Consider the following 15,118-nt stretch of genomic DNA (forward strand, 5'->3'; position numbering starts at 1 on the left):
GTAAACGGGAATCTTCGGCACTTTTTCTGCCTGTTTGAAGCAAAATAAGTCACGTATTTCAACAAAAAAGACGGTATCTCCTACAGAAAAACATCCTCAATAGCTTTTACTTAAAACTTGCGACAAGTTGCAAATATAGCTATAGATGATAAGAATAAGCTACATATTTTATTAATATTGCAGTCTATATGTACTAAATAAAAGATAAATATGAATAGAATTTGCCAACTTTTCGGTATTCAATACCCAGTTATTCAAGGCGGAATGGTTTGGTGCAGCGGATGGCGGCTGGCCTCGGCAGTCAGCAACGCAGGTGGTCTCGGCCTGATAGGAGCCGGCTCCATGCACCCTGAGGTTTTACGCGAACATATCCGTAAATGCCAGTCAACCACCGACAAACCTTTCGGAGTGAACGTACCCTTGATGTATCCGGAAATCGACGCTTTGATGAATATATTGGTGGAAGAAGGTGTGAAGATTGTTTTCACTTCAGCCGGCAATCCTAAAACTTGGACAGGCTTTCTAAAAGGACACGGGATAAAAGTCGCCCATGTCGTCAGCAGCTCCAAATTTGCTGTCAAATGTGAACAAGCCGGTGTCGATGCTATCGTTGCTGAAGGTTTTGAAGCTGGCGGGCATAACGGGCGAGAAGAGACAACGACTCTTTGCCTGATACCTGCTGTACGCCGTGCCACGACTCTCCCCTTAATTGCTGCCGGCGGTATCGGAACAGGTAACGCCATGCTGGCAACTTTCGCTCTCGGAGCCGAAGGGGTTCAGATCGGTACCCGTTTTGCCCTGACAGAAGAAAGTTCCGCACATGAAAACTTTAAACAATTGTGTCTCAACCTGAACGAAGGTGACACGAAGCTCTTGTTGAAAAAACTTTCCCCCACCCGTTTGGTGAAAGGAGAATTCACTACAGCTGTCGAAGAAGCCGAAGCCCGTGGGGCTTCCGCCGAGGAAATGAAAGAACTGTTAGGAAAAGGCCGTTCCAAGAAAGGTATTTTCGAAGGAAATCTTCAAGAAGGCGAACTGGAAATCGGACAAGTCGCATCCTTATTCCGCGAAATGCAGACCGTGTCCGAAGTCATGAAAGAAATCATGGAAGACTTCCGCAAAGGAATGGAAAAGATACAACTGGCGTTATAGGTCAGGACACAAAAGTTTTTTTCAACGTCACTTCTGCCCTATCATCTGCAGAAGTGACTGTTCCATTTGTCATTGATTTCTCGCTCATGTTCGGTTACAATCGGTTCATTCGGTAACCACTATTCAAGTACCAGCACCTCGTTGTCCTTATAGCTTTCATAGCTGGAAACTATTACCTTTTCACCCGCTTCAAGGCCATCGATGACTTCGTAATATTGCGGGTTCTGGCGACCAATCTTGATCTTGCGGCGATATGCTTTCTTGCCGTCTTTGTCAAGAACGAATATCCAGCTACCTCCTGTGCTCTGAAAAAAGGTTCCACGCGGGATGATGATACTTTCTGTCGGCTGTCCAAGTTCCAGATTAATGTAATAGGTCTGTCCGCTACGGATATTATCTGGGCGTTCACCGGTAAAGACGAAATCCGTACGGAACTTACCGTCTCGCACTTCCGGATAGACTTTGCGTACGTTCAATTCAAAATCCGACCCCTGACGTTCGAATGTTGCGGACAATCCCTTTTTCACGCGGTCGATATAATGTTCATCGATCAAAGCTTCGATCTTATAGTCCGACAAATCGTTTATTTGTCCGATCTTCTGTCCGGCCGAAACATTTTGGCCCAACACGACATCCAACAATCCCAATTCACCGTCGATCTGCGAGCGGACATTCAAATGTTCCTTGCGTTCATGAACCAAAGCAATATTTTTACGCATATTAGACAAACTAGTTTCCATTTCGTCCATCTGGATCGTACGGGAGATCGAATCCTGACGCAAACGTTCCACAACCAAGTCATATTTCTTACTTGCCAACTCAAAATCTTCTTTTGCTTTCAGGAATTCTTCCTTTGCAATCAAGTTTTCCTCATACAACTTTTTCTGCTGGTTATAAGCACGACGGTAGCGTGTCATGTCGACATCCAGCTGTGCTTTTTCCAATTGATTGTTCAATTTGTCCTGTTCCATCGTCACCTGTGTATTACGAAGAAAGTTCTGCTTTTCCGCCAACTGTGCCTCAGCATCCAAGATCTGCAGGTCGAGATTTGAATTGGAAAGACGGATAATCACATCCCCTTTCTTCACCTGTGCCCCTTCTTCCACTACTTTTTCCTGCACGATACCACCTTCTTCCGGGCTGAGCTGCACAACCGTAATGGGCTGTACTTGACCGTTCACACGAACGAAATCGTTAAATTGCTCTTTCGTCACATTCCCTATATTGACACCGCGGGCATCCACTTTCAATGTCGAAGCGTGATCACCGAAAACAATCCATCCCACCAAAATCAAGAAAAAAGCACCACCTGCTACATAAGGAATATGCTTCTTTTGAAAACCTTTCTTTTTTTCTAATTGTATATCCATGACTGTATGTTTTTTTATTTTTTAATTCTTAATTTTTAATTTCCAATCAACGGTTGTCCTTTATAGTAATCAACCTGACGGCACTTCATTATGTACAGCAAACGCCTCTGTAAAAGATCAGCCTTTGAGTTCAACAAAATCGTCGCATTTGTCTGCACATCGAGTGGACTCATCAGTCCTTCCTCAAATTTACGCAGGGTTATCTGATAAGCCAAAGCATCGGCCTTTACTTTCTTCTCCATTTGGATCGTTTCTTTAGCATAGCCCTCCCGATCGAGAACGGCTTGCTCTACATCTTTCTGCAACTGACGAAGTGTTTCGGTTTGCTTTTCATAAGCAATCCGGACATTGTTGCGGGCACGGCGCATATTGGTAATCCGAGACAAGCCGTCAAAAAAAGGAAAACTAAAACTAAAATAAATATATTCCCCACGGTTATTTTTAAACTGGTTTTTAAAAGCAACGGGAGCGTTTTCCGATTTCAGATTTTCAAAATAACTGGTACTGATTCCAGCTTCGACGGAAAGAGTCGGAAGTAATTTTCCTTTTGTTATCAAGTAATTCATTTTACTAGCTTTCAATTGAAAAGCGGCCTGCAAAGCAGTCGGATTATTTGCCATAGCATAATCTTGAATGGCACTGACAGATTCCTCGGCCAATATATCCTGTACGGGAGGAACAACCGTATCGACATCAAGTGCCAAATCCGACGGATAGTTCATCGCGTTCTTCAAGGTCATCATCGCCGTATTATAAAGGTTCTGCTGATGCGTCAGATTGTAATCGTCACCAGCTACCTGCGATTCGATCTGGGCAACGTCTGCCTTCCCTTTCAAACCCAATTCTTCCTGGCGACGCGTTTTGTATAAAAGGCGCTGGCTGTCTTCCAACTTTTCAGAACACATTTTCACCAGTCCCTGATAATAGACAACCGTAATAAACGCATCCATAATGCTGATTGCCAAATCATCTTTCTGCTTCTGCAAATCATTTCTCCCCATATAGCGATTCACATTTGCCAACCGCCATTGATTAATCAACTGCCCACCTCTGAAAAGCGGCAAAGAAGCGTATACCCCATAACCGTTATTAAAGGTGGAAGTGTTTACATAGGTATTCGTTTCCGGGTCTACAGAGCGTCCGAATCGGTACTGAGCGTCTACTTGTGTACTTATCGAAGGCAAAAAAGAGGCTATGGCGGACTGATGTTCAGCCTTGTATGTATTATTGGTATAAAGCTGCTGCTTTACTTTCGGACTGTTCTCCACTGCATAGCGCATGCAATCGTCCAAACTCCATATTTTATTCTGCGCCATTATCGAGGCTGCCAGAGCAAAAGAAAGTACTGTTGTAAATATAATTCTTTTCATTGCTATATTATTTTCTACCTGATAAAATGCAAAGAGCGTGCCAAAACAGTCAAAACATTATATCACAACATGTTAACAAATTCAGTACTTTTACCAAGTGTCAAAAAATTAGACAATACTGTAAAAGAATTAGACAATGACCGTCATCCGAGCAGGGTTCTATTCTGCTCGGATAAGTTCGATAATGGCATAAAGATAGTTGGGCATATACCCTAATTAATAATTAGTGGCAGACAAAAACAAGACTACCAGTAAAACAACAAAATTTCTTTTAAATTATCAGTTACTCAGCAGAACAAATTATCTTTGCAGCAGACATACAAGAAAAACAGATGACAAAACAAGGCACTATACTGGTAGTTGACGACAACAAAGGAATCCTTACCGCAGTACAGATGCTGTTAGGCACTTGCTTCGAGAAGGTGATCACGATCTCTACTCCCAATAAAATAAAAGCCACACTGCATGATGAAAATATTGATGTGGTTTTACTGGATATGAATTTCAGTGCCGGTATTAATACCGGCAACGAAGGGTTGTTCTGGCTTTCGGAAATAAAAAAGGAAGATGCTTCGATACAGGTCGTTCTTTTCACGGCCTATGCGGACATCGACCTTGCCGTACGGGGAATCAAGGAAGGAGCGGCCGATTTCGTGGTCAAGCCCTGGGATAACGCCAAACTGCTGGAAACATTGAAAACGGCCTATAATATCCGGACGGCAAACCGTAAAGGCATTTCGATCGCCACAGACAAACTCGTCGTTTCCAAAGAAAGCGGAATGTTTTGGGGGGAAAGTAACGCCATGCAGCAACTTCGTTCCCTAATTGAAAAAGTAGCCCGGACGGATGCCAACATATTGGTGACTGGGGAAAACGGGACAGGTAAGGAGATGCTTGCCCGCGAGATCCATCTACTTTCCAACCGGAAAAAGGAGACATTGGTCCCAGTCGATATGGGGGCCATCACGGAAACTCTTTTCGAAAGCGAATTGTTTGGACATGTCAAAGGTGCATTTACCGATGCTCGGGCAGACCGTCCGGGGAAATTCGAGGTTGCCAACAAAGGCACACTGTTTCTTGACGAGATAGGAAACCTCTCCTACCATTTGCAAGCCAAATTATTGACTGCTTTGCAACGCCGTAGTATCGTCCGTGTAGGAAGCAATACGCCTATCCCGGTCAATATTCGCCTGATTTGTGCCACCAACCGTGACTTACAGGAAATGGTACAGAAAGGAAATTTTCGCGAGGATCTACTCTATCGTATCAATACGATTCATGTGGAGATACCGCCACTCAGAGAACGACCGGAAGACATCGTACCCCTTACCGAAATATTCCTTTCCAAATATACCAAGATATATGGAAAAACAGCCATGTGTCTCAGCCTGGATGCCAAAGAGAAGCTGAAAGCGCAACCTTGGTTCGGGAATATCCGGGAACTCGAACACACAATCGAAAAAGCCGTCATCATTGCCGAAAGGAGTGTGTTGGACGGCAACGATTTCGATTTTCCACGGGCGAAAAAAAAGCCGGTGACAAAAGAGGCGACAACCTTGGAAGAGATGGAATATAACATGATTAAAAACGCGATGGACAAGTATAGTGGAAATTTGTCACTTGTTGCAAGCCAGTTAGGTATTTCCCGCCAGACTTTATACAACAAGATTAAACGATACGAACTATAATGTTGTTGAAAGGTCTTTACCATAATTTCTATCTCCGTATTGCTGTTTTCATACTTCTGACAATAGCCGGTACTTATTTAGTTCTCCAGCAGGAATGGGTGTGGTTTGTCCCGATCTTATCCGTGTGGTCCTTCTTCCTCAGGTTAGTCCTGCTGTCCGACAAGCGAAACGCCCAAAAGGTAGCTTTCATGTTCGATGCGATAGACAACAGTGACTATGCTTTCCGATATGCGACACGTGGACGCTCGTCGAACGACAAACTGGTTAGCGAATCGCTTAACCGCATCACGCAGATTCTTTTTCAGGCCAAAGCGGATGCCGCCCAGAAAGAAAAATATTACGAACTGATTATGAACTGCGTCAATACTGGTATTATAGTGCTCGATGACAACGGTGTGATTTATCAGACGAACAACGAGGCTTTGCGCTTGCTCGGACTAGCCGTCTTTACGAATGTACGCCAACTTGCTCGTATAGACGAGAACCTGAAAACCGTCATACAAAACATCCAACCGGGCGACAAACATCAGATATCTTTTACCAATGAACGTGGCAACGTTCACCTGTCTATCCGTGTTTCGGAAATGACACTACAGGACAAACATGTACGCATTTTAGCAATTAACGACATTAACAGTGAGCTGGACGATAAGGAAATCGATTCATGGATTCGCCTGACACGCGTCTTAACGCATGAAATCATGAATTCAGTCACTCCTATCACATCTCTAAGCGACACACTTCTCTCTTTGCACCAAAACGCGGATGACGAGATACGCAACGGGTTGGAAGTAATCAGCACAACAGGGAAAAGCCTAATTTCTTTTGTGGAGTCATACCGTAAATTCACGCATATTCCAACGCCGGAGCCCACTCTATTTTATGTCCAGAAATTTGCGGAACGCATGGTAAAGCTGGCTCGACATCATACTAATTTTCCCAACATTACGATCAACGTCAGTGTAGAGCCTTCCGACCTGATCGTCTATGCAGACGAGAATTTGATCTCGCAAGTTGTCTTGAATCTGCTGAAAAACGCCATGCAGGCAATCGGTTGCGAGCAAGCGGATGGTCTAATCGAAGTAAAAGCCTATTGTAACGAAGAAGAAGCCGTCCTGATTGAAGTCAGCAATAACGGGCCTGTTATTCCGCAAGAAGAGGCCGAACACATTTTCGTTCCATTCTTTACCACCAAAGAGGGCGGCAGTGGCATCGGACTATCCATCTCCCGTCAGATCATGCGCCTTTCGGGAGGCAGCATCGCCCTGAAGAGCGCACCGGCCGCCAAGCGGACAACATTCGTACTGACATTCCCCTAAAAGGGAAATAATCAGCCGATAAAAATTATCAATTATCATAAACATTTCCACCATTAAATATTTTATATCTTTGGATGGTAAATGAGAATTTATCGGTGTATAATATCGTAGGCTTGCCTTATTTGTTAGTTCACTGATGAATCATCATGCACAACAATAACATAAACTATTAATATGAACATATTAGACAAACTCAAAATCAACCACCGTCCGAGTGCCGGCGCTCTGGACCTGTTAAAGTATATCGGGCCAGGATTACTTGTTACCGTAGGTTTTATCGATCCGGGGAACTGGGCTACCAATCTGGCTGCCGGCTCCGAATTCGGTTATGCCTTGCTCTGGGTTGTCACATTTTCTTCCATCATGCTGATCATCATCCAGCATAATGTCGCCCACTTGGGGATCGTGACTGGACTTTGCCTTTCGGAGGCAACCAACAAATATATGCCGCGCGTGCTGAGCCGTCCCATCCTGATCTCCGCCATGCTGGCCAGCATTTCGACCTCGCTTGCCGAGGTGTTGGGAGGTGCCATTGCTCTGCGGATGCTATTCGGAATGCCAATCAAAGTTGGCGCAGTCATCGTGACGGTTGTCTGCCTCGGAATGTTACTTACCAATACGTACAGCAAAATAGAACGCTGGATTATCATGTTCGTCTCAATCATCGGACTTTCGTTTCTCTATGAGCTGGCATTAGTAGACGTACAATGGGAAGCAGCCATCGAAGGATGGATAAAACCGACTTTCCCGGAGAACTCCATGCTAATCATCATGAGTGTACTGGGAGCCGTTGTCATGCCCCACAATTTGTTTCTTCACTCGGAAGTCATACAGAGCCGCGAATGGAACCTTGAGGACGAATCGGTGATCAAAAAACAATTGAAATATGAGTTCTACGATACACTGTTATCGATGGTTATCGGCTGGGCGATCAACTCTGCCATGATTATACTGGCAGCAGCAACCTTCTTCAAACAGAATATTGCGGTAGACGAACTGGACCAGGCACAACAGCTATTAGTACCATTGGTCGGAAATAATGCAGGTATCATATTCGCCGGAGCACTCCTGCTGGCAGGTATTTCCTCCACAATCACCTCTGGAATAGCCGGAGCATCCATCTTTGCAGGGTTATATGGTGAAGCTTATAACCACAAAGACCTCCATTCCAAATTAGGAGTCTTGTTGTCGTTCATCCCAGCCCTGCTTATCATATTTGTCGTGGGTGATCCGTTCAAAGGCTTGATCTATTCGCAGATGCTGCTAAGTATACAGTTACCAATCACAGTTTTTACACAAGTTTACCTGACATCCAGTAAAAAAGTGATGGGCAAATTTGTGAATTCACGATCCACAACGATCATTTTAGTCACTTTAGGAGCACTTGTAACCTTCTTAAACATTGCGCTTCTGATAAGCCTGATTTAATACAATAACCCTAACCTAAAGACAGCGAGGGTGTGTCAAACAGACATTACCAGACACGGATGACGCAGGTCGGAAAAAACTCCCCCAAAACGGCATTTAAGTACACAAAGAAAAGAAAAGTAAAGTAAAGAAAAGTAAATCTCTCTCACTTCGTTCGAAAAGAGAAATGCGTGCGAGAGCTCTTCCCTTCTGAAAAAACAGGACAAAAGAAAAGTTGCAAAACAGTTGCATTCCGGCCTTTATTTCACTATCTTTGCAAACTTTGAATAGACAAATTAACTACAAAGATGAGCGATATCAAAACAAACGAAGAAGAAGGTAAAAAGAGCTTGAACTTCATTGAAGCAATGGTGGAAAAAGATTTGGCGGAAGGCAAAAACAAGGGACGTGTGCAAACACGCTTCCCGCCCGAACCAAACGGATACCTGCATATCGGACATGCCAAAGCCATCTGTCTGGATTTCGGCATTGCACAAAAATATGGAGGTGTTTGCAACCTACGCTTCGACGATACCAATCCGGTAAAAGAAGATCTGGAATATGTGGACGCCATCAAAGAAGACATCGAATGGTTGGGTTACCACTGGAATAACATATATTACGCATCCGACTACTTCCAGCAACTCTGGGACTTCGCTATCCAGTTGATCAAGGAGGGAAAAGCATACATCGACGAGCAGACTTCCGAACAGATCGCCTCCCAGAAGGGGACACCGACACAACCGGGAACAAACAGTCCCTACCGTGACCGCCCGATCGAAGAGAACCTGGAGCTGTTCCACAAGATGAACAGCGGCGAGTTGGAAGAAGGTTCGATGGTATTGCGTGCCAAGATCGACATGGCAAATCCGAACATGCACTTCCGCGACCCGATCATCTACCGTATCGTCAAGACTCCGCACCACCGTACGGGCGACAAGTGGAAAGCATACCCGATGTACGACTTTGCACACGGACAGAGCGACTTCTTCGAAGGTGTCACTCACTCGTTGTGTACACTTGAATTTGTCGTGCATCGTCCGTTGTACGATCTGTTCATCGACTGGTTGAAAGAGGGCAAGGATCTGAACGACAACCGTCCGCGTCAGACGGAGTTCAATAAACTGAACCTAAGTTACACGCTGATGAGCAAACGCAACCTGCTGATCCTTGTAAAAGAAGGCTTGGTACACGACTGGGACGATCCCCGTATGCCGACAATCTGCGGTTTCCGCCGTCGCGGTTATTCACCGGAAGCAATTCATAAGTTCATCGACAAGATCGGCTATACCACTTATGATGCGCTGAATGAATTTGCGCTACTGGAAAGTGCCGTCCGCGAAGACCTCAATACTCGTGCAACCCGTGTATCGGCCGTGTTGAACCCGGTTAAACTCATTATCACCAATTATCCGGAAGGGCAAGTGGAAGAGATGGAGGCGATCAACAATCCGGAAGATCTGTCGGCAGGTAGCCATACGATCGAATTCAGCCGCGATCTGTGGATCGAACGGGAAGACTTTATGGAAGATGCTCCGAAGAAATTTTTCCGTATGACTCCCGGCCAGGAAGTTCGCTTGAAAAACGCTTATATCGTAAAATGTACAGGCTGCAAGAAAGACGAGAACGGCGAGATTACGGAAATCTATTGCGAATACGACCCGAACACCAAGAGCGGAATGCCGGACAGCAACCGGAAAGTAAAAGGTACGCTCCATTGGTTGAGTTGTGCACACTGTCTGCCGGCAGAAGTCCGTCTATACGACCGCCTGTGGAAAGTGGAAAACCCGCGCGACGAGATGGCGGCTATCCGCGAAGCAAAAAACTGCTCGCCTTTAGAAGCAATGAAAGAGATCATCAACCCGGACTCCTTGAAAGTATTGACAAATTGTTATGTCGAAAAGTTCCTGGCAGACTCCAAACCGCTCGACTACCTACAGTTCCAGCGTATCGGCTATTTCAATGTAGATAAAGATTCTACAGTCGATAAATTAGTCTTCAACCGCACAGTATCCTTGAAAGATACATGGAGCAAGGTAAAAGATAAATAATATCCCAATGGGATAATGTGCCAATGGAAGAATGCAATTGCATTGGCATATTGGCACATTGATTAACAATTATATAGTATGAAGAAAAAAGATATTTCACGCCTGTTACAACGTTATCTGACCGGCCACCAGGAAGGTAAGGACACCTATTTTGATGCCGATGAAATCGATGAACTGTTGGACAGTTTTGAAGAATCTGATGATTATACTTACTATGATGAAGTCCTGGCCCTAGGGCTACGGCTTCATCCCGGTAATCCCGATTTGCAGATCAGGCAATGCAAGTCGTATGTCTACAACGAGGACTATGACAGTGCGCTCGCTCTGATCGAATCAATAGCTGAAACCGACAATCAAGATCTCGACATGCTGCGTCTCGAATGTTACGTCATGCAAGATTCGTATGACAAAGTAATCGGACATGTAGAAAAACTCATCGCCAACAAATGCGAGTATTTAGAAACGCTATTCGAATATATCGCACCAATCTTAGGGGATGTGGAAATGACTAAGGAAGCACACGATTTCATCAATCGCGGACTTATGCTTTTCCCGGACAACCTGATCCTGAAAGACGAGCTTTGCTATAATTTAGAAATAGAGGGCGATATAAAAAGAGCGATCGAGGTCTGTAACGAACTGATCGACAAGAACCCCTACTCCAACGACTACTGGTTCACTTTGGGTCGCCTCTATTCCATCAGCGGAGACTATGAGAAAGCGATCGAAGCATTCGACTTTGCCCTCACATGCGACGATTCGAACGAAGAGTTGAAGATTCTGAAGGCCTATTGCCTGTACATGAACGAAAATTACGAGAAGGCAATCGAGGTATATAATGATATTGCAACGACCGACGATATCCACATTCGCATCACTCCCCTGCTTGCCGAATGCTACATTAAGCTGGAGAACTACGAAAAGGCTTATGTTTTGCTGAAAGAGCTACTAAGACAGAACCGTCAGCTGAAAGATTCAAGCATTTATATCAATTATATCCGATGTTGTGTCGAAACAGGACGTGACAAAGAAGCCTCTGATGCCCTGATGCAAGCGTCCAGGCTATTCCCGAAGAATATCCGCATCCTTTCCTTACTGGCCCTTACATATCTGGAAAACGGAGACGAACACAAAGCTATGGAAGCGACTGAACGCCTTTTCACCGCCCTCGACCAAGTGGAAGACAAGCAGCAAGAAGACTTCGAGAGCTTATACCGTGCCGGCCAATATTTGTTTATGAAAGGAGATATCGACAAAGCCTTGCAATACTATAAGAAAGTGTTGGAAGGCAGTCCGGAAACGCCTTATATGCATCTTCATATGGCAATGGCATATCTGGCAAAAGGAGATATGAAACATTTCGGTGAGCACTACAGGCAGACATCTCCCGAAGAATTGCTCGATTATCTAAAAAATGCCGGGCTCAGTTATGAAGGGATAATCGAGCGTATCGGCAGCAAACATATTCCACCGGAAGACCTGGTGAAAGAATTCCTCAAGAATAAGGATAATAATAATTAAACATGAAAAGAAATCTAAAAGACTACGGCCTCTTAGTTCTAAAAGGCATGGGTATGGGTGCGGCAGACGTCGTGCCTGGCGTATCAGGCGGGACCATCGCCTTCATTGTCGGAATCTATGAAGAGTTGATCGACTCGATCAAAAGTATTAACGGAGCCAGTCTCAAACTGCTTTTTACCGGAAAAATCGCGGCATTCTGGAAAGCAATCAATGCCAACTTCCTGCTATCCATCATTGCAGGGATCGGGATCAGTATCTTCTCGTTGGCAAAAATCATCACCTGGCTGTTGACAGACCACCCTATTCTGGTCTGGTCCTTCTTCTTCGGATTGGTACTTGCTTCCACCTGGTTCGTTTCCAAAGATATCAAGAAATGGGATTGGAAAACGATCCTGAGTTATATCATCGGGATCGTTATTGCATTCTACATAACGGTTGCGACACCAGCCGAGACACCTTCCAACCTGTTCTTTATCTTCCTTTGCGGAGCGATAGCCATCTGTGCCATGATCCTGCCGGGTATATCGGGTAGTTTCATTTTAGTGCTGTTAGGCAAATATTTTTATATCATGGAGGCGGTAAAGACATTCAATATTCCCGTAATGTTAGTGTTTATCTGCGGTGCGGCAATCGGTATCACCAGTTTCTCCCGTGTGCTTTCGTTCGCTCTCCGCCGGTTCCACGACATTACGATCTCCGTATTGGCCGGTTTTATGCTCGGTTCGCTAAACAAGGTTTGGCCCTGGAAGGAAACGATCGAGACTTATACGGACAGCCACGGCATTGTAAAGCCTTTAGTCGAAGCCAACATCATGCCGAATCAACTTGTTTGGGAAGCTGTCGGCCTGATGGTTTTAGGCTACGCCATCGTTTACTTCTTGGAAAAGCTCTCGATGAAAACATCGAAATAATAAATTACAACAAAAAAAGAGGTTCAGCAGCATCATTTTTTGCAGTTGAACCTCTTTTTTATTCTCACTCCACCCCCACCTTATCATAAGGTCGTGTATACAAACGCCTCTACCGCATGAGTAAGGATATAGGCGGCAGGCGTAGGATGGGTTGCCGAATAGCCTTTTTTCAACTCTTCGAGCATCTCTTTCTTTCCCGTCCCCAAGACCGGGACCAGCAACGGCGAATCGTTCAGGATCAGCGGGCCGGTCATCGTGATACGGAACTGATGGGATTCGGGATGTTGGGAAACGGCGTAATTACGGCTGTCCGTCAACAGCGGCAAGGTATCCGGAAAAATGGACGCAGTATGCGCATCACCTCCGATACCCAGGATGATGCAATCAAAATAGGGCAATTGCCCGTGCCGGGGCAGATACTCTTTCACGACACGCGAATAACGCATCGCTTCCGTACCAGGTTCCACTTCTCCATGAATGCGGTGCACATGACCGGCGGGTATATGCAGCGGCTTGAACAAAAGCTCGTTTGCATGTCCATAATTACTGTCCGGGTCAGTTGGCGGAACACATCGTTCATCGACCCAAAAGAAACGGATCGCATCCCAGTCGATCTTATCCTTATATTCATCCACCCAAAGAGCGAACATCTTCTGTGCCGTCCCTCCTCCCGACAAAGCGAGGTTGAAAGGCAGGCCGTCATCTTTCCGGTCCATATACCGGACAAGCTCTCCGGTCATTGCCCGGAGGGCCTCTTTATCATCTTTAAAATTCTCTATGATCATAATCATCCTTTTTTATCATTGACAACTTTGACAAGGGCAATCCTTCGGTGTCATCCCCAACTTGGCCTTTTCGATCGGGCCGTCTTCACCGGAGGCGTAGAAGAACAGGTTCTTCGCACCCTCCTCCTTCCAATGATGGAGGATCGGGTCGATCAGCCGCCAGCTTGCCTCCAAAGCGTCGCTACGGGCATACAAAGTCGAATCGCCCAACATGGCATCGAGCAACAGGCGTTCATAGGCATCGGGCAGATAGTTCTTCGAAAGCGAATCATAGCGAAAATCCATACCCACCTGCTTCACCGTGAAACCGGCTCCCGGCATCTTCAGACCGAACTTCAGCGTGATGCTCTCGTCCGGCTGGATACGGATAATCAGTTTGTTGCAGGAACCTCCCGAGCATTGTCCGACGAAAAGCTGGTGAGGAGTAGACTTGAAGTTCACGACGATCTCCGAACTCTTTTCCGGTAATTTCTTCCCAGTAAAGATATAGAACGGGACATCGCTCCAGCGCCAGTTATCGATAAACATTTTCATAGCGACGTACGTCTCCGTAGTGGAGTCAGGCGCCACATTCTTCTCTTCCCGATAGCCGTCGTACTGGCCACGCACAATCAGGTTGTCCATATCATGCGTCTTATACGGACGCAAAGCGCGGAACACCTTCACGATCTCGTCGCGGATCGGCTCCGGGTCGAACACCGAAGGCGACTCCATCGCCGTAAATGCCATCAGTTGCATCAGATGGTTCTGGATCATGTCGCGCAAGGCTCCCGCCCCGTCATAATATTTCCCGCGATTCTCCACGCCAAGTGTTTCCGAGGCACTGATCTCGATCGAGTCGATGTAATTACGGTTCCACAACGGTTCGAATATGCCGTTGGAGAAACGAAGAACCAGGATGTTCTGCACCGTCTCTTTCCCCAGATAATGGTCGATACGGTAAATTTCCTTCTCATCGAAGATATGGATGAGATGCTTGTTCAGACGTTCGGCCGATTCGAGGCTCGTTCCGAAAGGCTTCTCCACGATCACGCGGCGCCAACCGTCCTCGCTTCCGGCAACATTCATCCCGTTTTCTTTCAGGCAGGTCGGGATCAACTCGTACATCACCGGCGGCGTGGCAAGATAATAGATGATCTTGTCCGGCAACTGCTGCTCTTGCCGTAACTGATGGATACGATCTTTCAGTTTATGGTATCCGGCGGAATTGGTCGAATCGAACGCAAGGTAAAAGACACGGCGGAGGAAACTGTCCAGTTCAACATCGTCCACCTCCTTGTTCTTCAGGGATTCCCGGATATGCACCTTTTCGAAAGCGCGGTACTCGTCATCCGTATATTCCGTACGGGCCGCCCCCAAGATGCAGAAACGTTCCGGCAATAAGCCCCGAACGTGCAATTCGTAGAGCGAGGGCAAGAGCTTCCGCCCCGTCAGGTCGCCGGAAGCTCCGAATATGACTAATAATTGATTGCTTGCTGTTTTCATTTGCTTTTTTAATTTAATGATGTCAGAACTTTCCGAAAGCCTCAAAAATCATTTTTTAA

Annotated in this window: 11 protein-coding genes; 7 read left to right on the top strand and 4 right to left on the bottom strand. The window is 45.8% G+C overall.

All coding sequences use genetic code 11. From position 1 onward, the window contains the following. Positions 1–210: 210 nt before the first annotated feature. Complete coding sequence (locus tag KTG12_RS14575) at positions 211–1,152, top strand: nitronate monooxygenase family protein (protein ID WP_005639018.1); 942 nt, start codon at positions 211–213, stop codon at positions 1,150–1,152. 119 nt (positions 1,153–1,271) lie between these two features. Here KTG12_RS14575 and KTG12_RS14580 read toward each other — a convergent pair whose 3' ends face one another. Both KTG12_RS14580 and KTG12_RS14585 read right to left on the bottom strand, forming a co-directional pair. Next, entirely contained in the window at positions 1,272–2,522 is a 1,251-nt protein-coding gene (locus tag KTG12_RS14580) for an efflux RND transporter periplasmic adaptor subunit (RefSeq protein WP_005639016.1), read from the bottom strand. A gap of 35 nt (positions 2,523–2,557) precedes the next feature. Next, positions 2,558–3,892, bottom strand: coding sequence for a TolC family protein (locus tag KTG12_RS14585; RefSeq protein WP_138272903.1), 1,335 nt, complete (start codon positions 3,890–3,892; stop codon positions 2,558–2,560). A 332-nt stretch (positions 3,893–4,224) separates the two neighbouring features. On the opposite strand from KTG12_RS14585, the gene KTG12_RS14590 reads away from it, so the two are divergent. The 6 genes from KTG12_RS14590 to KTG12_RS14615 all read left to right on the top strand — a co-directional run bounded on the left by KTG12_RS14590 (position 4,225) and on the right by KTG12_RS14615 (position 12,789). Then, positions 4,225–5,580 (top strand): sigma-54 dependent transcriptional regulator, encoded by a 1,356-nt coding sequence (locus KTG12_RS14590; protein ID WP_046451486.1) that lies wholly within the window; start codon positions 4,225–4,227, stop codon positions 5,578–5,580. Beyond that, complete coding sequence (locus tag KTG12_RS14595; RefSeq protein WP_005639008.1) at positions 5,580–6,899, top strand: PAS domain-containing sensor histidine kinase; 1,320 nt, start codon at positions 5,580–5,582, stop codon at positions 6,897–6,899. The genes KTG12_RS14590 and KTG12_RS14595 overlap by 1 nt, the downstream gene beginning before the upstream one ends. A 174-nt stretch (positions 6,900–7,073) precedes the next feature. Next, on the top strand, positions 7,074–8,327 hold the full coding sequence (locus KTG12_RS14600) for an Nramp family divalent metal transporter (protein ID WP_005639006.1): 1,254 nt from the start codon (positions 7,074–7,076) through the stop codon (positions 8,325–8,327). Between the two features lie 287 nt (positions 8,328–8,614). After that, positions 8,615–10,357 (top strand): glutamine--tRNA ligase/YqeY domain fusion protein, encoded by a 1,743-nt coding sequence (locus KTG12_RS14605; RefSeq protein WP_046451485.1) that lies wholly within the window; start codon positions 8,615–8,617, stop codon positions 10,355–10,357. 78 nt (positions 10,358–10,435) lie between these two features. Beyond that, a complete protein-coding gene (locus KTG12_RS14610) occupies positions 10,436–11,878 on the top strand; it encodes a tetratricopeptide repeat protein (RefSeq protein ID WP_216945467.1) in 1,443 nt (480 codons plus the stop codon). A gap of 2 nt (positions 11,879–11,880) precedes the next feature. Beyond that, entirely contained in the window at positions 11,881–12,789 is a 909-nt protein-coding gene (locus tag KTG12_RS14615; RefSeq protein ID WP_005638997.1) for a DUF368 domain-containing protein, read from the top strand. 83 nt (positions 12,790–12,872) lie between these two features. On the opposite strand, the gene pgl is transcribed toward KTG12_RS14615, so the two are convergent. Together pgl and zwf are read right to left on the bottom strand one after the other, a co-directional pair. After that, positions 12,873–13,574 (bottom strand): 6-phosphogluconolactonase, encoded by a 702-nt coding sequence (gene pgl, locus KTG12_RS14620; protein WP_022321756.1) that lies wholly within the window; start codon positions 13,572–13,574, stop codon positions 12,873–12,875. Between the two features lie 15 nt (positions 13,575–13,589). Beyond that, positions 13,590–15,059, bottom strand: coding sequence for a glucose-6-phosphate dehydrogenase (gene zwf, locus KTG12_RS14625; protein ID WP_046451484.1), 1,470 nt, complete (start codon positions 15,057–15,059; stop codon positions 13,590–13,592). Positions 15,060–15,118: the final 59 nt, after the last annotated feature.

Source organism: Parabacteroides sp. MSK.9.14, assembly GCF_019041495.1.
GTDB classification, from domain to species: Bacteria; Bacteroidota; Bacteroidia; order Bacteroidales; family Tannerellaceae; genus Parabacteroides; species Parabacteroides merdae.